General features: G+C 38.7%; 15 protein-coding genes. 3 read left to right on the top strand and 12 right to left on the bottom strand.

The window, feature by feature from the left end; translation table 11 throughout:
- Nucleotides 1–48: 48 nt before the first annotated feature.
- The 12 genes from fabZ to rpsB form a co-directional block, all read right to left on the bottom strand.
- Nucleotides 49–501 (bottom strand): 3-hydroxyacyl-ACP dehydratase FabZ, encoded by a 453-nt coding sequence (fabZ, locus tag MTCD1_RS09785; protein WP_057180291.1) that lies wholly within the window; start codon nucleotides 499–501, stop codon nucleotides 49–51.
- 127 nt (nucleotides 502–628) lie between these two features.
- Nucleotides 629–1,678: a UDP-3-O-(3-hydroxymyristoyl)glucosamine N-acyltransferase gene (gene lpxD, locus MTCD1_RS09780; RefSeq protein ID WP_057180289.1), complete on the bottom strand. Its 1,050-nt coding sequence runs from the start codon at nucleotides 1,676–1,678 to the stop codon at nucleotides 629–631.
- A 66-nt stretch (nucleotides 1,679–1,744) separates the two neighbouring features.
- Complete coding sequence (locus tag MTCD1_RS09775; protein WP_057180287.1) at nucleotides 1,745–2,263, bottom strand: OmpH/Skp family outer membrane protein; 519 nt, start codon at nucleotides 2,261–2,263, stop codon at nucleotides 1,745–1,747.
- Between the two features lie 116 nt (nucleotides 2,264–2,379).
- Nucleotides 2,380–4,914 carry an outer membrane protein assembly factor BamA gene (gene bamA / locus MTCD1_RS09770; RefSeq protein ID WP_498067563.1) on the bottom strand — a complete coding sequence of 845 codons (2,535 nt, stop codon included), beginning with the start codon at nucleotides 4,912–4,914 and terminating at the stop codon, nucleotides 2,380–2,382.
- A gap of 640 nt (nucleotides 4,915–5,554) precedes the next feature.
- Complete coding sequence (rseP, locus tag MTCD1_RS09765) at nucleotides 5,555–6,913, bottom strand: sigma E protease regulator RseP (RefSeq protein WP_057180285.1); 1,359 nt, start codon at nucleotides 6,911–6,913, stop codon at nucleotides 5,555–5,557.
- 21 nt (nucleotides 6,914–6,934) lie between these two features.
- Nucleotides 6,935–8,152, bottom strand: coding sequence for a 1-deoxy-D-xylulose-5-phosphate reductoisomerase (ispC, locus tag MTCD1_RS09760; protein ID WP_057180283.1), 1,218 nt, complete (start codon nucleotides 8,150–8,152; stop codon nucleotides 6,935–6,937).
- A 43-nt stretch (nucleotides 8,153–8,195) separates the two neighbouring features.
- Complete coding sequence (locus MTCD1_RS09755; protein ID WP_057180281.1) at nucleotides 8,196–9,059, bottom strand: phosphatidate cytidylyltransferase; 864 nt, start codon at nucleotides 9,057–9,059, stop codon at nucleotides 8,196–8,198.
- 90 nt (nucleotides 9,060–9,149) lie between these two features.
- On the bottom strand, nucleotides 9,150–9,914 hold the full coding sequence (uppS, locus tag MTCD1_RS09750; protein ID WP_082606449.1) for a polyprenyl diphosphate synthase: 765 nt from the start codon (nucleotides 9,912–9,914) through the stop codon (nucleotides 9,150–9,152).
- A gap of 156 nt (nucleotides 9,915–10,070) precedes the next feature.
- Nucleotides 10,071–10,628 carry a ribosome recycling factor gene (frr, locus tag MTCD1_RS09745; protein WP_057180278.1) on the bottom strand — a complete coding sequence of 186 codons (558 nt, stop codon included), beginning with the start codon at nucleotides 10,626–10,628 and terminating at the stop codon, nucleotides 10,071–10,073.
- A gap of 93 nt (nucleotides 10,629–10,721) precedes the next feature.
- A complete protein-coding gene (gene pyrH, locus MTCD1_RS09740; protein ID WP_057180276.1) occupies nucleotides 10,722–11,453 on the bottom strand; it encodes a UMP kinase in 732 nt (243 codons plus the stop codon).
- Between the two features lie 256 nt (nucleotides 11,454–11,709).
- A complete protein-coding gene (gene tsf / locus MTCD1_RS09735) occupies nucleotides 11,710–12,558 on the bottom strand; it encodes a translation elongation factor Ts (protein ID WP_057180274.1) in 849 nt (282 codons plus the stop codon).
- Nucleotides 12,559–12,695: 137 nt separating this feature from the next.
- The gene (rpsB, locus tag MTCD1_RS09730; RefSeq protein ID WP_057180272.1) at nucleotides 12,696–13,424 is read right to left on the bottom strand and encodes a 30S ribosomal protein S2; all 729 of its coding nucleotides are present in this window, start codon (nucleotides 13,422–13,424) and stop codon (nucleotides 12,696–12,698) included.
- Nucleotides 13,425–13,834: 410 nt separating this feature from the next.
- Between rpsB and MTCD1_RS09725 the strand changes: the two genes are divergently transcribed.
- The 3 genes from MTCD1_RS09725 (at nucleotide 13,835) to glnD (ending at nucleotide 18,058) form a co-directional block, all read left to right on the top strand.
- A complete protein-coding gene (locus MTCD1_RS09725) occupies nucleotides 13,835–14,455 on the top strand; it encodes a DsbA family protein (protein WP_057180268.1) in 621 nt (206 codons plus the stop codon).
- A 111-nt stretch (nucleotides 14,456–14,566) separates the two neighbouring features.
- Nucleotides 14,567–15,355: a type I methionyl aminopeptidase gene (gene map, locus MTCD1_RS09720; RefSeq protein WP_057180266.1), complete on the top strand. Its 789-nt coding sequence runs from the start codon at nucleotides 14,567–14,569 to the stop codon at nucleotides 15,353–15,355.
- A 66-nt stretch (nucleotides 15,356–15,421) separates the two neighbouring features.
- A complete protein-coding gene (gene glnD / locus MTCD1_RS09715; protein WP_082606448.1) occupies nucleotides 15,422–18,058 on the top strand; it encodes a [protein-PII] uridylyltransferase in 2,637 nt (878 codons plus the stop codon).
- Nucleotides 18,059–18,098: the final 40 nt, after the last annotated feature.

Below are 18,098 nucleotides of genomic sequence, written 5' to 3'. Positions count from 1 at the left end.
GAGTTTACTCTTCTACTGGATAAGTGTAGGTTTATGATTAAATAAACGTTATAAAGTACGACGTGCACACATAAGATTGGCGCTACAAACCACCTCGCCATCAACACGTGCTTCACCATAAAACTTCCACATTCCTTGACGTTCTTTTAGAAGTTCAACATGTAAGTGCAGGGTATCGCCTGGATATACTGGCTTTTTAAACCTAGCCTTATCTATAGAGGCAAATAAGTACATTTCATTTTTACCACGACCTTTACTACTTTTAAAGCCAAGAATACCCGTTGCCTGTGCTAAGGCTTCTAAAATTAAAACACCCGGAAATATTGCTAACTCTGGAAAATGGCCATTAAAAACAGGTTCGTTAATTGTGACATTCTTTATCGCATGTAACGATTTTCCTGGTTCATGATCAACGACTTTATCCACTAATAACATCGGGTATCTGTGAGGTATTAGTGTTTTAATTTCGTTAAGATCGATAGGTTTTTTTACAGTGTCCAAATGAATATTCCTTGTTGGCTAACACGATTAGTTAATAGATAACTAATCGTGTACTATCTTTGCGTCAGAGTCATCTTGTATGATGGCAGTAACTTTACCGTATTTTACGCATTGGCGGGGTTAATAGCTAGTTATTCGCGAGTAATTTTTCTAACTCTTTCACCCGTTTAGTTAAGCGTTCAAGTCGCTTCACCCTAGCATTGGTTTTATTCCATTCTTTATTTGGCACGGCTGGCATACCAGAAGAATAAACACCGGCTTGGCTGATATCTTTAGTGACCATAGCCATGCCAGTAAAAACACAGTTATCGGCAATATTTATATGACCATTTACGCCAACCAAGCCTGCTATAGTACAGTTTTTACCCATAACAGTACTACCCGCAATAACACTACAAGCAGCCATAGCGGTATTTTCACCAACAATAACATTATGGGCAATTTGTATCTGGTTATCTAAAATTACACCGTCTCGTATTTCGGTGTTATCCAGAGCACCTCGGTCAATGGTGGTACTTGCACCAATTTCAACGTGGTTGCCAATAATAACACTACCAAGCTGTGGGATTTTATGCCATTTATATGGTCCCTTAACTGGCGCATAACCAAAGCCATCAGAGCCAATAACGGTATTAGCTTGAATTAAACAATGATGACCAATTTGTACTTGATGGTAAATAGTAATATTTGCCCAAAGCGTGCTTGCCTCACCAATCTTGACTCCTTGACCGATAAAACAGCCAGCTCCAATACTGACGTTATCCGCTAATTTCACCCCGGATTCAATGACGGTATTAGCGCCAACACTGACATTGTTACCAATAGCAACATTGTCAGCAATAACCGCGCTTGCATGGATACCCAGAGCAACTTTTGGCGTGCTATCAAGCAAATTAGCCAGTATAGCATAGCCCATATAGGGGTTATCCATTACTAGAACACTGACAGGGCAGGATTCTGCGGCATCAGCTGCAAGAATAACTGCACTCGCATTGGTTGAGTTCAGTTGTGGCTGGTATTTATTATTGGCTAAAAAAGCCACTTGCCCGGTTGCCGCATTGGTTAACGTTGCTAAGCTACTTATTTGAGTTAGGGCTACCGTTGACTCATCCAGCTGTGCTGGTATTATCAATTTGGCCTCTAGCTTGATAGCTATTTCAGCTAACGTATAAGTCATATCAGTGCCTCTTACCACGATGATTAAATACAATCACCAATATTAATGATAATGATATTTATGCGGTTATTTAAGCTTGCTAACATGCTCTACCACAAGGTCAGTGATACTCGCATTGGGTTTAGAATAAACAACGGCTTGTTGAGAAAGTACTAAGTCATAATCTTGTTTAGCGGCAATATTATCGACCGCTTTACGTACTAAAGCGATAATTTTATTGGTCTCTTGGTTTTGACGTTGAGTCGCTTTTTGTTGTAGTGCTTTACCTTTAACTTGGTATTCTTGAAATAATGACTTAATTTTAACTTCTAACTCTTCTTTTTCTTTAACACTCATTAATGAGCCATCACGCTTAAGTTTTTCTCGATAATATTTAATGTCTTTTTCAAGCTGAGTGATAATAGCTTTATCATCTTTGAACTCGGCTTCTAAGCTTTGCATTAAAGCAGCTGTTTGCGGAATTTTACTCATTATTTCTTGAAAATTTACTACCGCAATTTTTTGCTCTGCAGCCATGATTGAATTTGCTAATAATATACCTGACGCAGCTACGCCCATAACCATAGTTTTGATAACTTTATTCAACGTTGTTCCCCTTTATTTATTATTTTTCTTACTATTCACACGGATAATTATTTCTGTCGGCTAATATAGCAAGATTGATTGATATTACGCAGCTAAAACCTATTTTATAAAATGATTTAAAAGGTTTTACCAATATTAAAGCTAAAGAATGAAGTATCGTCACCTTCTTCTTCCCTTATGGATTTAGCAAAACTAAATATCATTGGTCCCATGGGCGAAAGCCATTGAATTGAAATACCTGCTGAACTACGAAAACGTGTCGGATCAGCATAATCAGCAATTTTATCATATTCATTCGCAGCTAAATCTTGATAATTATCTAAATTAAACTCGGTATCCCAAACATTTCCCACATCCCAGAATAAACTGGTACGAACACTGTTCGCATAACTTTCATCTAAAAATGGTGTCGGTACTATCAGCTCTATCCCTGCTATTGCCATGGCATTACCACCAACCGAACGTTCATTGACATAAATAGCATCATTACTTGGCCCTAAACAACAGCTACCATCAGAAAGTTTTTGAGGGGTACGATATATTGCCCTTGGTCCAATAGTATTATTTTCAAAACCACGTACGGTGTCCGAACCACCGGCACTAAAGTTCTCCCAGAAAGGTAACAGTTGATCATTGCCTTCAATTTGCCCATAACCATTGGCATAACCAAGCTGTATGCGAGTTAACACTGACCATTTTTGATTTCGTGTTAAAGGAAAATAAAACTTCGCATCATAATTTATTTTAAAATACTGTAAATCGGATTTTGGCGAAGTCATTTTAACATTAAATCGTTGCGTTGAACCGGCTGTGGGGAAGGTACCTCGGTTTAAAGTACTACGAGATATGCCCGCATTTAAATCCAATGTTTTAAATTCTAGTTGGCCATCGGGTTCATTTGGATCGGCGTAAATATCGTAAAAGTCTTGAATTTGATCATAGGCTTGTAATTGCGATATTTGGTTGTACTTCCAACCGATGCCAAAATTTAACCTTAGATATTCATTTACCGGAAAGCCCCAGTTGAGGCCCAGACCAAAGGTTTTATTATTATACTCAACCATATTGGCATTACCGGCATCGTATTCGCTATAGTAAACTTGTCCACCAAGGGAAATAGCATCGACGGTAAAATAAGGGTCGGTAAAAGAAATGGTGGCACTTTTTTGATAATAATTCTTCGCTATATTAAAGCCAAGTTGATTACCTGTCCCTAAAAAGTTATTTTGCTGAACCCCTGCATTTAAGCTTAGTTTGGTTTGTGAGCCATAACCAACACCGGCATTGAAGGAGCCCGAGGGTTGCTCTTTAACAGTAAAATCGATATTAACTAAATCGTCTTCGCCCTCAATTTGTTTGGTTTCAAACTCCACGGTTTCCATATAAGGCAAACGCATCAACCAAGACTTCGACGATTCTACTACGCCATTAGATAACCAAGCTCCTTCCATTTGACGCATTTCACGGCGTAATACGTGGTCAGCAGTCACATGGTTACCGGTAAAGTTAATGCGATTAACATAAATACGTTTACCCGGGTCAATCGATATAGATAATTTAACCGTATGGTTTTCATCATCTATTTCTGGAATGGTGGTCACTTTCGGATAAGCATAACCATAGCGTCCTAGAAACTTACTAATAACGTCTTCGGTATAAGTGATTTCTGCGCCGTTATACAATTCACCCGCTTGTAGAGGGTTAATAGCACGTATGGTATTTTCAAAACCAGCCATATCACCAACAAAGTCTACTTCACTGATGCTATAGGTCTCTCCTTCACTGACATTTAGAGCGATATACACTGCCTTTTTATCCGGAGTCATTGACACTTGGGTTGAGTCTATTTTAAAACGCAAATAGCCTCGGTTAAGATAATAGCTATTAATCGTTTCAATATCTCCTTGCAATGCTTGTTTTTGGTACCTATCTTGTGCCATAAAATTCCACCAAGGAGAATCAAAGGTGAGCTCTATTTTATCTAATATTTCTGCATTGGTAAAAACTTCATTACCGATAATATTTATTTGCTTAATGGCAGCAGAATCACCTTCGACAAAAGTAAACTCTAAATTAACTCTATTTCGCGGTAAATGGGTAATTTTAGCGGTAACTTTAGCATTGTACTTACCGACACTATGGTAAAAATTTTCTAAGCCCATTTCGATACCCGCAATTACGGTACGATCAAGGGTTTCACCAACACGAATATTACTACCATCAAGACTTTCAGTTAACTGCTCATCTTTAAGGTCGCTATTACCATCAAAAATAATTTCACTGATAGTCTCTCGCTCTTTTACCCGATAGACCAAGCGGTTACCATCACGATAAACACGGATATCATTAAAGTGACCTGATTGATAAAGCGCCTTGATTGACTGTGATATCCGAAAGTCATTAAGGTTATCACCAACATTGAAGGGAATGTGGGTTAACGCAGCACCTAAAGCAACACGCTGTAGGCCTTTAACTTCAATATCTTCGACTTGAAAGCTTGACGAAGTTTGAGCATTTTTAGCTGATGTTCCAAGAGCATCACGCTGCAGACCTTTAACGTCAATATCTTTAACTTGAAAGCCTTTTCCAGCTTGAGCATCTTGTGTTGTTCCTAGCGCACCTAATAGGAGGGCAAAGGCAATTTTTTTCATGATCATATATTATAAACTTCGTTACTTCTTTTTATAAAAACTATTAGCTACACACTCAAGACGTTACTATTGCGCTAATTCTCAACTAAATTCGTAAATAACAAGCGGTATTACCTAGTAAACTAAGACCCACTACTTGCCATCGGCCTTTTCTGGCACTTATTTCCCGGTATAAATCTTTGCTTAGCATCCCAACAACAAAGTAAGTACGGTTCTTAGCTTCGTTAGCCTAGAACCCGACTAAAATCGTTAAATAATCTCGTTGCCGTGTTAACAGCAAATAATCATCAATAATCTTATGGCATCAAATTTAAATCTAGCTTCGTTAGCCTAGAACCCGACTAAAATCGTTGAATAATCTCGTTGCCGTGTTAACAGCAAATAAGCATCACAAATAAGCATCAATAATCTTATGGCAACAAATTTAAAGCTAGCTTCGTTAGCCTAGAACCCGACTAAAATCGTTAAATAATCTCGTTGCCGTGTTAACAGCAAATAATCATCACTAATCTTATGGCATCAAATTTAAATCTAGCTTCGTTAGCCTAGAACCCGACTAAAATCGTTAAATAATCTCGTTGCCGTGTTAACAGCAAGTAATCATCACTAATGCTAAAGCCAAAATTTAAAATCAGCTTCGTTAGCCTAGAACCCGACTAAAATCGTTAAATAAACCAATGGCCATTAACATCAATAATGCTATGGCACCAAATTTAAAGCCAGCCTCTTGTACCTTCTCGGGTACTTCTTTCCCCGTTAAAAGTTCTATAACATAATAGAGTAAGTGTCCGCCATCAAGTACTGGTAGCGGTAAAAGGTTAATTATTCCTAAATTAATACTAATTAGCGCTAAAAAGCCTAAAAAATAAACAAAACCATGACTAGCACTGGCACCTGCTCCTTGAGCAATACCGATGGGACCACTCAAATTTTTGACTGATATATCACCAGTGAGCAATTTACCTATCATACCAAAGGTTAAGGTGGTTAAATTCCAAGTACGTAGAGCACTTTCCTTTATCGCCTCAATAGGACCATATTTTAATTCAATTAATAGCGTCTCAGGCCAAGCATCCACTTTAGGGGCTACGCCGATAAAACCAACAATTTTTCCCGCTTGCTCAATACTGTCAGGTGTCACCGATAATGTCAGTATGTCACCATTTCGCTCGATGGTGATGAATACTTCTGCCGATGGAAATTTTTTTATTTCCTTAGCAAAGGATAACCAGTCACTGGTTTTAACATCAGCCACTGCAATCAGTTTATCACCCACCAATAGCCCAGCTAAGGCGGCAGGACTTTCTTTTGCTATCGCTGATAATTCGTTATGTACTTTAGGCCGAAAAGGGGTAATACCTAAACTTGTTAGTGCTGAGGTTTTATCTGGTGAAAACTGCCAATTACGAGTATCTAAAATAAAACTTGTAACATATTGGCTATCGGTTTGTTTGGTTTTTATGGTAATTTTTTCATTGCCAATTTGAGCAATAAGCGCCAGATTAACCTCCTGCCAATCCCGAGTAACATTACCAGCAATACTGACAATTACACTATTGTCAGTTAGCTTAGCTTTAGCCGCAATTGAGCTTGGCACTATATCACCAATCACCGGTTTGACACCGGGGACACCAATTAAGAACATCAGGTAAAAAGCAAATAAAGCAAAGATAAAATTTGCTAAGGGTCCGGCCGCCACTATGGCTATACGCTGATAAACTGATTTACTGTTAAAAGTTTTATCTTTATCTTCGGGCTGAACATCGTCGACACGTTCATCCAGCATTTTGACATAACCACCGAGTGGTATCATGGCCAAAACATATTCAGTACCATCTTTAGCTGTTCTTCGCCAGATGGCCCGGCCAAAGCCGACAGAAAAACGCTCAACTTTGACGCCATTTTTTCTTGCGACCCAAAAGTGACCATATTCATGTACTGTGACGAGTATGCCCAAGGCGACAACAAACGATGCTAGGTTCCAGAAAAAATCAAACATATTACTTATTACCCGTTAACATTACTGACATTTACTGACCTCAAAGTCAGCTAACAATGTTTGTGCAAAAATTCGCACTTGCTTATCAAGGGCAATCACCTCATTTATATTACCTACCTGTTCTGAGACAAATTTTTTCACAGAAGTTTCATTTATTTTAAATATATCGGTAAACTTTATTTCTTCGTCTAAAAACGCAGCGACAGCAATTTCATTCGCGGCATTAAGCGCTGTACAAGCAGCTTGACCTTGTTGACAAGCATCAATAGCTAACTTCAAATTAGGGTACCTCGCAAAATCAACGGCTTGAAATTCAAAAGATGCTATTTGAAAGAAGTCCAGCGGTGCAACGCCCGACTCTATTCTCTCCGGAAAACTCAAAGCATGGGCAATTGGCGTGCGCATATCTGGATTACCCATTTGGGCAATAACTGATCCGTCTTTATATTGCACCATTGAATGTATGATACTTTGTGGATGTAATACCACTTGAATATCTTCAGCTTCAACATTAAAAAGCCACTTAGCTTCAATAAATTCGAGGCCTTTATTCATCATAGTGGCTGAGTCGACAGATATTTTACGGCCCATATCCCAGTTAGGGTGTGCACAAGCTTGTGCAGGCGTTACCGATTCTAGTTGTTCAATGGCCATTGTTCTAAAAGGGCCACCAGAGCCGGTTAGCAGTATTTTACTGATGCCACTAGCACGCAATTGGCATTGACCAAGATTACCTTGCTGGTGAGAGGGTAAACATTGAAAAATGGCATTATGTTCACTATCAATGGGCAGTAGCTCTGCTCCTGAAGCTTTTACCGCCGCCATAAAAATAGCGCCTGAGGTCACTAAAGCTTCCTTATTTGCCAACAATACCCGCTTGCCCGCATTCACTGCCGCAAGCGTGGGTAATAGACCAGCAGCGCCGACAATGGCAGCCATTACCGTATCAGTAGATTTACATTGAGCAAGTTCAATTAAGGCTTGCTCACCTGATAATACCTTAATGTCATTAACATTAACGTGCTCAAGCTTTTGCAACAATAACTCGGCATGTTCACTTGAAACCAGTACTACTTGCTGAGGTTTGAATTCAAGACATTGCTTAAATATAATGTCAACGCTCGCATGAGCCGCTAAACTGATTACTTGAAACTTATCTGGATGAAGACGTACCACATCTAAAGTACTACTACCAATGGAGCCAGTGGAACCTAAAATACAAAGTTGACGTTTTAACACGTTTTTACCTCAATGAATCAAAATGCTAGTAATGTAAAAATTATCAAGCAAGTAATATGTAACAAAGCGCAAAAACTGGTGCCGTTGCCGTTAAACTATCTATTCTATCTAAAATACCGCCATGGCCTGGTAAGATTGCGCCACTATCTTTAACACCTGCCTGGCGTTTAAACATACTTTCCGTTAAATCACCTATAACAGAAATAGAGCTAATCAATACGGTAACCAGTAAGGCAGAAATAAACTGTTTGCTAGTCCAGTGTAATGAAATACCGACCACTAGGGTTAATATTACCGCGCAAAATACACCGCCAAGAAAACCTTCCCTGGTTTTTCCTGGACTAACATTGGGCATAAGTTGATGTTTACCCATTGCTTTACCGATAAAGTAAGCACCAACATCTGCGCTCCACACCAGCATAAATAAGTACATCAATAACTGCGCGCCGTGGTACTCATCAAGAGTGTAGTTGTGAGTCCGCAAAATCATAAAGGCAAGCCAAGTTGGCACTAAGGTTAACCAACCAAACAAGCCAATAACAAGTTTGTTTTTCGCCCACAACGTGCTGGACTTGGGGTATGAAAACATTAATAAAGCAGCAAAAAACCACCAAATAACACTTAACCACAATAATGAGGTCAACTCAAAGGGTAAACCAGTGACAGTGAACCAAGCGGTATCTACTGGTAAATACCACCATAACAGCCCAATTAATGCTGTGGTAACACATACATAGGCTAAACGTTGTATGGTGTTAGTTAGTCCGATAAAACGAGCCCACTCCCAGGCTCCTATAGCGATAATGGCCATTAAAAGCCCAGCAAAGTAGCTTATAGGTAAATAGAAAATAGCTGTTATTGCTGTTGGTGCTAATATTAAAGCCGTTATAATTCTTTGTTTTAACAAGGGCTACCCTTTTATTTTTATAGACTGTTGTTATAGACTTTGATAGTCATGCAAGCTTTGAGTATAATCATTCTGGCTTGCTGTTATTATTTATCTTTGCTCGTTTCTTGCTTGTTCACCGGTTTTACCAAAACGGCGCTCGCGCTGGTCAAAGCAGTTTATTGCCTGTTCAAATTGCGCTTCATTAAAGTCGGGCCATAATATATCGGTGAAATATAGCTCTGCATAAGCGGCTTGCCATAAAAGAAAATTACTAATGCGAAAGTCGCCACCGGTGCGGATTAACAAGTCAAGTACGGGTAGATCTGCTAGACAGGTTTGTGCATTAAGTGTCTGCTCATTAATATCATCAAGTGACATTGTGCCTTGTTGAACATCACTAGCAAGTTTCTTAGCTGCTTGGGCGATGTCCCATCGACCACCATAATTTGCTGCCACCGATAATACCAAGCCAGTATTTCCGGCAGTAAGTTGCTCTGACTTAGCAATATTCTGTTGTAATTTATCAGAAAACCGACTCAAATCACCTATCACTTGAAAGCGAATATTATGTTTATGCAAACGTTTAACTTCTTTAGTTAGTACATACATAAACAAGTCCATCAGCACATTAACTTCTTTTGCGGGGCGTTGCCAATTTTCACTACTAAAGGCAAAAAGCGTCAGTGCTTTAATCTTAGCTTTTCGAGCACAAGCAACCACAGCACGTACTGATTTAACACCCGCTTTATGTCCTGCCACTCGTCCTTTGCCTTGTAACTGAGCCCAACGGCCATTACCATCCATGATGATAGCTACATGTTGAGGAATGTTTTTATTTTCAGCTTGCTCAGCTAAAACGTTACTATTATCCACTTAACAATTACCCACTTAACAATTTTCCATTAATTATTTAAGACATCACTTATTTAAATCATGCCTATTAAAGTCACGATTAATGTATTAAATCACACTTAAGCAAAAACGCCAGTTGGCTTTTTAACAGCAAGCTGGCGTTTTAAAAGCACTAACTTATATTTCCATCAGTTCCGTTTCTTTTTTCATAAGGACTTCATCAATTTGCTTAACAAATGTATTGGTGATTTTCTGAATTGAGTCTTCAGCTTGATGATGTTCATCTTCACTGATTTCTTTTTCTTTTAGCAAACTTTTAAAGTCTGAGTTAGCATCGCGGCGGATATTACGAATGGCCACTTTACCGCCCTCAGCTTCGCCACGGACAACTTTTACTAAGTCTTTACGACGTTCTTCGGTAAGCGGTGGTAAGGGAATACGTATCAAAGTGCCATTTGATTGTGGATTTAAACCTAAGTCAGATTTTAATATCGCTTTTTCAACCGCACCAATCATGCCTTTATCAAAAACAGTAATCGCAAGGCTGCGTGCATCAGGAACCGAAATATTACCCACTTGATTTAACGGCGTGTCCATACCGTAATATTGCACCACAATATTATCTAATAAGGAAACATGTGCACGTCCTGTTCTTATTTTATTCAAGCTGCTTTTTAAAGCATCAATAGTCTTACCCATACGTTGTTGAGCATCTTCAATTATTTCATCTATCACGTTCTATTCCCTAAATATTATCATGTTAACTTAAGCCAGCAAGCTACTTACCTTGGCTTATTCACACTTAGTTTTAAGCTGAGTATCGAAAAGTTATGACTTGTGTCTAATTATTGTACCTTCGCTACCACCCATGATGACAGATTTCAACGCACCAGGTTTATTCATATTAAATACACGAATAGGCATATTGTGATCTCGTGCTAAAGTAAAGGCCGCTAAGTCCATTACTTTTAATTCTTTATCAATGACTTCATCATAACTTAGTTCGGCATAAAGCTCAGCATCTGGATTTTTAACTGGGTCTTCTGAATAGACGCCATCAACTTTAGTCGCTTTTAATACTACGTCGGCTTCAATTTCAATACCACGTAAACACGCAGCTGAATCTGTTGTAAAAAATGGATTACCGGTACCGGCAGAAAAAATAACCACTCGGCCAGATTTCAACAAGCTAATTGCATTTGCCCAATTATAACGTTCACATACCCCCGCTAAATCTATCGCTGACATTAAGCGGGTATTAACAAAAGCACGATGTAAGGCATCACGCATGGCTAAACCATTCATTACGGTGGCAAGCATACCCATTTGATCACCAACAACACGATTCATGCCAGCTTCAGCTAAACCTGCACCACGGAATAAATTACCACCACCAATAACGAGACCCACTTGGATGCCCATTTCCACCAGCTCCTTTATCTCTTGAGCCATACGGTCAAGTACTTTAGGATCAATACCAAAACCCTCTTCTCCCATCAGTGCTTCACCACTGATTTTTAATAATATTCGTCGATAAACAGGTTTCGGATTGGTTGTCATAGGGAAAAATTCCTGTAGCAGTTAGGTAATTAAGCAAAATAGAGCCAAGGTCAAAAGACCGCGGCTATTTTAATACGTTTAGCCTAGACACGAAAGGCTAAACTGAAAAAACTCTTTTTTTTTCGGTAAATAAGCCAACTTCACCCTAAACATAAAAAAGCAGCCATAAAAAAACGTCTACCAAGGCAGACGTTTTTAGTAATTCATCTTATCAGACGCTCATAGCAATAAAACTAAGGCATCAAAGAAAATAGAATTATGCTTTAGCAGCAGCAATTTGTGCTTCTACTTCAGCAGCAAAATCTTCATCTTTCTTCTCAATACCTTCGCCGACTTCTAGACGAACGAAAGCAGAAATCGTAAGACCTTTTTCTTTCAATATTTCACCAACAGTTTTCTTTGGTTCCATGATGAAAGCTTGACCACTTAAAGAAACTTCACCGGTAAACTTGCGCATACGGCCTGTTACCATTTTCTCAGCAATCTCTTGAGGTTTACCTTCGTTCATTGCGATTTCAATTTGAATTGCTTTCTCTTTTTCAACGATATCACTCGGAACAGAATCTGGAGTAAGGTATTCAGGTTTGCTTGCCGCAACGTGCATAGCGATGTGTTTCATTGCTTCCGCATCACCTTCACCTGCAACAACTACACCAATTTTAGCACCGTGAGAATAAGAAGCTAAGTTAGTACCTTCTACATATTCAACACGACGAACATTGATGTTTTCACCAATTTTAGTCACTAAAGCAACACGTTTTTCTTCAAATTGTGCTTGTAACTCGGTAATTGAAACTTTTGATTCCAGTGCAGCATCAGCAACGGCATTGGCAAAACCTAAAAAGTTTTCATCCATAGCGACGAAATCAGTTTGACAGTTAACTTCAACTAATGCCGCTGTATTTGCTGACATTTTAATGATAATTGCGCCTTCAGCAGCAATATTACCTGCTTTTTTAGCCGCTTTAGCTTGACCGTTCTTACGCATATTTTCAATCGCAAGTTCCATATCACCGTCAGCTTCTGTTAACGCATTTTTACAATCCATCATGCCCGCAGCTGTGCGTTGACGTAATTCTTTAACCATTGCAGCAGTAATTGCCATGAGTAAATCCCTCGGTTTTCAGTTACCCCCGTCGCGGCGCTAATAATAACGTAGGCGTTGGGAATAAATATTAAATAAGTTGCCACAAAAGCACGCTTTTGTGGCAATAGCAAAATAAAACGTGTTAATAACTGAGATTATTCAGCTTCAACAAAATCGTCTTTTTCAGCTTGTACAACGATGTTTTGCTCACGACCACTTATTACAGCGTCAGCAACAGCGTTACAGTATAAACTTACTGCACGAATAGCATCATCATTACCCGGTACGATGTAATCAATACCATCTGGGTTAGAGTTAGTATCAACAACAGAAATTATTTTGATACCAAGATTATTTGCTTCTTTAACAGCAATATGTTCGTGATCAGCATCAATGATAAATAAAACGTCAGGTAAACCACCCATGTTTTTAATACCACCTAAACTTTTATCAAGTTTTTCCATTTCACGAGTACGCATTAACGCTTCTTTTTTAGTTAAAGCTTCAAAAGTACCGTCAGTGCTTTGTGCTTCTAAATCTTTTAAACGTTTGATTGATTGACGAACTGTTTTCCAGTTAGTCAACATACCACCTAACCAGCGATGGTTAACGAAGAATTGGTCAGATTTAATTGCCGCGTCTTTGATTGCTTCACTTGCAGCACGTTTAGTACCGACAAATAACACTTTACCTTTTTTCGATGAAACGTTACTTACAAAAGCAAGGGCTTCATTGAACATAGGCACAGTTTTTTCAAGGTTGATGATATGTACTTTATCGCGAGAACCGAAAATGAATGGTTTCATTTTTGGATTCCAGTAACGTGTTTTGTGACCGAAGTGAACACCAGCTTTAAGCATATCGCGCATTGAAACGTTTGACATTGTCTTTTCCTTTATGGGGTTAAGCGTTCATACACCCAATATACACGACTCTTATTTGCTTAAGACTAAAATCTTAAAGCTGAGCACCCCGGTATACCTTTAATGGATGTATGTGAGTTTATAATAATGACTTACCAACCAAAAAGCTTAAGAGCATCTTGATTAACTCGTCGATTTAAATTGTCACTAAACCAAGCCAAAGCCCCTAAGTTAATGTAAAAAACATAGAAAAAGGGCTGCAACTAACAATTTAGCGCCGCACTTTATACCATAAAACAGCCCCTTTAGCGAGATATAAATGATTTATCGCTAAAGGGTGATTTATAGTGGGATATTAACTCAAGGCGAGTTAAAATCAGCTAACAGCTAAATATTTCAACCAAATAATCCCTTTTTTTGTAGAGTAAGCAATGTCAGCAGAATTATTTTTTATTTATGACAGTCACTGTCCGTGGAGTTATGCCGCAACCCCTTTAGTTAATGCGGTAAAACAATCGTTACCCCAAGTATCACTTAATTTATGGCATTGCGCCTATTTTTCTGATGCTGACGGTGAGAATGTAATTACTAAACAGCAGATTGCGCAAGTCAAAGAGCTTTCATCGGTCAGCTTTTCCCCTGACTATATGAAAAACTTATCACAGGGGCGAGATTCCACCTTGTGCGCCAATTTAATGACTTGGGCGACAAATAAAACCTCACAACAAGCATTATCTTTATTAAATGCGCTACAAGCAGCACACTTTGGTGCCGGTAAGCAACTGAGTGAACAAGCTGATTTTACAAATATTGTTAATGAATTCAAATTATCAGTACCCGCAAAAGTTTTTAATAACAGCAAATTGACTAATGATGCCGTAGCGCAAGTGCATGAGATCTACGCGCTGCAAGAAATCATAACAACTAAAGCTATACCGGCCTTGCTACTGGCTATTAATGATGAGTTGATTTTGCTTAATCATAATTTATATTTACAAAACCCAGACGATTTTATTGACGCAATAAAATTAGAGTTAAATAAACACAGTTAACTTGCTACCTTATCGGCAAGTAATTCATCTTTCATGATGAAACAATCAATAATTAAAAGCCTAGCGGCACATAATAATACCGCTAGCGCAAACTTAAAGAGATAGAGCAACATGGCCATCACCATAAAAAGCCAAGAAGAAATCGCTAAAATGCGTATTGCCGGGCAATTAGCCGCTGACGTGTTAGAAATGATTACGCCGCATGTAAAAGCCGGCATTAGCACTAATGAGCTAAATACCCTCTGTGCCGAATATACTGAAAAAGTACAACATGCCATTTCTGCGCCGCTCAATTATCATGACTTTCCAAAGTCGATTTGTACGTCAATAAATCATGTGGTTTGTCACGGTATTCCTGATGATAGCGTGTTAACCGATGGTGATATTATCAACATCGATATCACCGTGATAAAAGACGGTTATCATGGTGATACCAGTAAGATGTTTATCCTAGGTGAAGCATCTCTTGAAGATAGCCGCCTATGTCGCATTACCCAAGAGTCTTTATACCTAGCACTAAAAAAAGTAAAACCTGGCACTACCTTTGGTGAAATTGGCACAACAATTCAAAAATTCATCAAAAAATCTGGCCGCTATGCTATCGTCAAAGATTATTGTGGTCACGGTATAGGTAAAGAGTTTCATGAAGAGCCACAAATAGTTCACTATAAAAACAACGACAAAACCAAGATGGAAGTTGGCATGTGTTTTACTATCGAGCCTATGGTTAACCTAGGTCGCGCTAACACAATCTTAGATAAAACAGATAACTGGACTGTTTTCACTGCTGATGGTAAAAAATCCGCACAATGGGAGCACACCATAGTCGTGACCAAAACAGGTTGTGAAATATTAACCTTGCGTAAAGAAGAAACCATTGCTCGTCTATTACACAACTAATATTTAAACAATTAGCTGCAAAAAGATAAGGCCTAACAGATAACCGAATAGATAAAGGGTAAGCTCTTGACCAGTCAGCCAGTATCAGCACATATAGTGCCCGCACATTTTATTGAAAAATTAGCCCTTAGTGCTGACTTTTTGTCTACCCGAGATATCTGCTTATTAAGCCAAGCATTTAAAGAATGGTTAAAAGACGTTTTTATCGATAGTGATATAAGTGATCTCTTATCAGCACGCGCTGCTTTTGTTGATGCCATTTTAACAAAGCTCTGGTGTCAGCACCACCTTGATGAATATCAAATTAGCTTAGTTGCTGTTGGTGGCTATGGTCGTGGTGAGTTACACCCACAATCAGACATTGATATATTATTATTAACACAAGAACAAATTAACGTAGAACTAGAAGAAAAAATTTCAAGTTTCATTACCCAACTCTGGGATATAAAACTTGATATTGGCCATAGTGTTCGTTCCATTAAAGAGTGCTTAAAACAAGCAGTAAAAGAAGTCACTATTGCGACAAACTTAATGGAAATGCGACAAATCACCGGTAATGAGACACTTACCCAGCAGTTAATGCCATTACTGAATGAAGATGTTTTTTGGACCTCAGAAAAATTTTTTCTCGCTAAGTGTAAAGAGCAGGAAAACAGACACCAACAATATCGCGGTGCGGCTTATACACTGGAACCCAATTTAAAAGCAAACCCGGGGGGGTTACGTGATATCCAAACCATTGCTTGGGTGGCCAAACGACATTTTTCCGCCGACTCCTTAGAAGAGTTAGTTGAACATAATTATCTCTACCCCAATGAATTTTTCGAATTATTAGAATCTCAAGATTACCTTTGGCGCATGCGTTTTGCCCTACACTTTGTTGCTGGGCGCAATGAAAACCGGCTTTTATTTGATTACCAAGCTGATGTAGCCAAAATGATGGGCTTTGGTGATGAAGGTAAAGCCCCCATTGAGCGTATGATGAAGCGCTTCTTTCGGATTATTTCCCGAGTGACTGAATTAAATACCATGCTATTACAGCATTTTGAACAAGCTATCATCAAAAAGCCTGAGCAAAGCAGCGTTAGTATTATCAATCAAGATTTTGAATTAGTGGATACCTTAATCAATACTCGCAATGATCGTATTTTTATGCGGCCAGTAAAAATGATTGAAATGTTTTTAATTATCGCGCAAGAGCCAGCAATTAAAGGTATACATTCACACACGATCAGATTAATGCGTAATGCTCGACGACGTTTAATTTCAGGGTTAATTGATTATGCTGAATGTCGTCGCATGTTTATGGCAATTATTCGTCATCCCCGAGGTTTAGGTTTAGCATTAACCTTAATGCACAAACACAGTATTATCGGTGCCTATTTGCCCTTATGGCGCAATATTGTTGGTCAAATGCAATTCGATCTTTTCCATGCCTATTCAGTCGATGAACACAGCTACCGAGTGGTTAAGAATTTATATCAGTTCAGCCAAAAAGAGCACAACCATAAATTCCCTCTGTGTAGTAAAATAGCGCAAAAAATTCGTAAACCGGAAGTGCTATATCTGGCCGGATTTTTTCATGATATAGGTAAAGGCCGTGGTGGCAATCATGCTCAATTAGGGGCGGTAGATGCGTTAAATTTCTGTTTGTCGCATCAAATGAGTAAACATGATAGTAATATGGTGGCCTGGTTAGTTGAATATCATTTATTAATGTCTGTTACCGCTCAGCGCCGCGATATTACTGATGAAAATGTCATTCGCACTTTCGGGGAAATTGTCCGTGATGAAGCGCATCTTAATTACCTCTATTGTTTAACCGTTGCCGACATGCGTGCCACCAATGAAAGCCTGTGGAATAACTGGAAAGCCAATCTACTGGAAGAACTGTACTTTAATACCTTAAGCGCTTTTCGTCATGGCTTAGAAAAACCCGTAGAAATACGCGCTAAGATTCGAGAAAACCAACAACAAGCATTAGCTATATTAAGTAAAAACAATATCGATGAACATGCGATTAAAGCGTTATGGCATGAATTTAAAATAGATTATTTTTTACGTTATTCACCTGAACAAATAGCCAGGCAATGCCAAAATATACTTAAACACGATAGAGAAAAGCCGTTGGTGCTAATTAGCCCTGAGCCCTATCGAGGTGGCACAGAAGTATTTATTTTCACTAAAGAAAAAAGCAATACTTTCGCCAATACCGTGTCCTTTTTAGACACTAAAAAACTCTCTATTCATGATGCCAAAATCATTACCACTAAAACAGGCTATACGGTAAATACCTTTGTCGTACTTGATAGCAGGAATAAGCCGCTACGAGAGCGTTTCTACACTAAAGAAATTAGCCAAGCCTTAGTTGATAAGCTAGGTCAAGAAGGTGTCTGTTACCTGCCTGAGCCTAAATTACCCAGACAGATCAAACAATTTAAAGTACCGCTACGCGTTAATTTTATCAAGATACATGCGAAGAATCGTACCATGATTGAAATAATCGCTCTAGATAGACCCGGCTTGTTATCAAATATTGGCCAAGTCTTTCAGAAAGAGCAGATTAATATCCATTCAGCTAAAATAACAACTTTTGGTGAAAAAGCTGATGATGTATTTACTATCTCTACCCTAGAAAATAATGCGCTAACCAGTCAAGAGCAAGAAGATTTAGCCATACGGTTAACACAGGAGATTGATTGAGTTACCGCCTTTATAACACCTTTAAAATTTCAAATAGGAA

It is taken from the genome of Colwellia marinimaniae (assembly GCF_002207865.1).
Lineage (GTDB): Bacteria > Pseudomonadota > Gammaproteobacteria > Enterobacterales > Alteromonadaceae > Colwellia > Colwellia marinimaniae.
Note: the sequence above shows the minus strand (reverse complement) of the source record. Positions and strands in the feature narration are given on the sequence as shown.

Bases quoted from the DNA above. Each gene is read 5' to 3' on its own strand.
- MTCD1_RS09725 (WP_057180268.1), top strand. From the start codon at position 13,835: ATGTCAGCAGAATTATTTTTTATTTATGACAGTCACTGTCCGTGGAGT.
- map (WP_057180266.1), top strand. From the start codon at position 14,567: ATGGCCATCACCATAAAAAGCCAAGAAGAAATCGCTAAAATGCGTATT.
- pyrH (WP_057180276.1), bottom strand. From the start codon at position 11,453: ATGACAACCAATCCGAAACCTGTTTATCGACGAATATTATTAAAAATC.
- rpsB (WP_057180272.1), bottom strand. From the start codon at position 13,424: ATGTCAAACGTTTCAATGCGCGATATGCTTAAAGCTGGTGTTCACTTC.
- rseP (WP_057180285.1), bottom strand. From the start codon at position 6,913: ATGTTTGATTTTTTCTGGAACCTAGCATCGTTTGTTGTCGCCTTGGGC.
- bamA (WP_498067563.1), bottom strand. From the start codon at position 4,914: ATGAAAAAAATTGCCTTTGCCCTCCTATTAGGTGCGCTAGGAACAACA.
- lpxD (WP_057180289.1), bottom strand. From the start codon at position 1,678: ATGACTTATACGTTAGCTGAAATAGCTATCAAGCTAGAGGCCAAATTG.
- tsf (WP_057180274.1), bottom strand. From the start codon at position 12,558: ATGGCAATTACTGCTGCAATGGTTAAAGAATTACGTCAACGCACAGCT.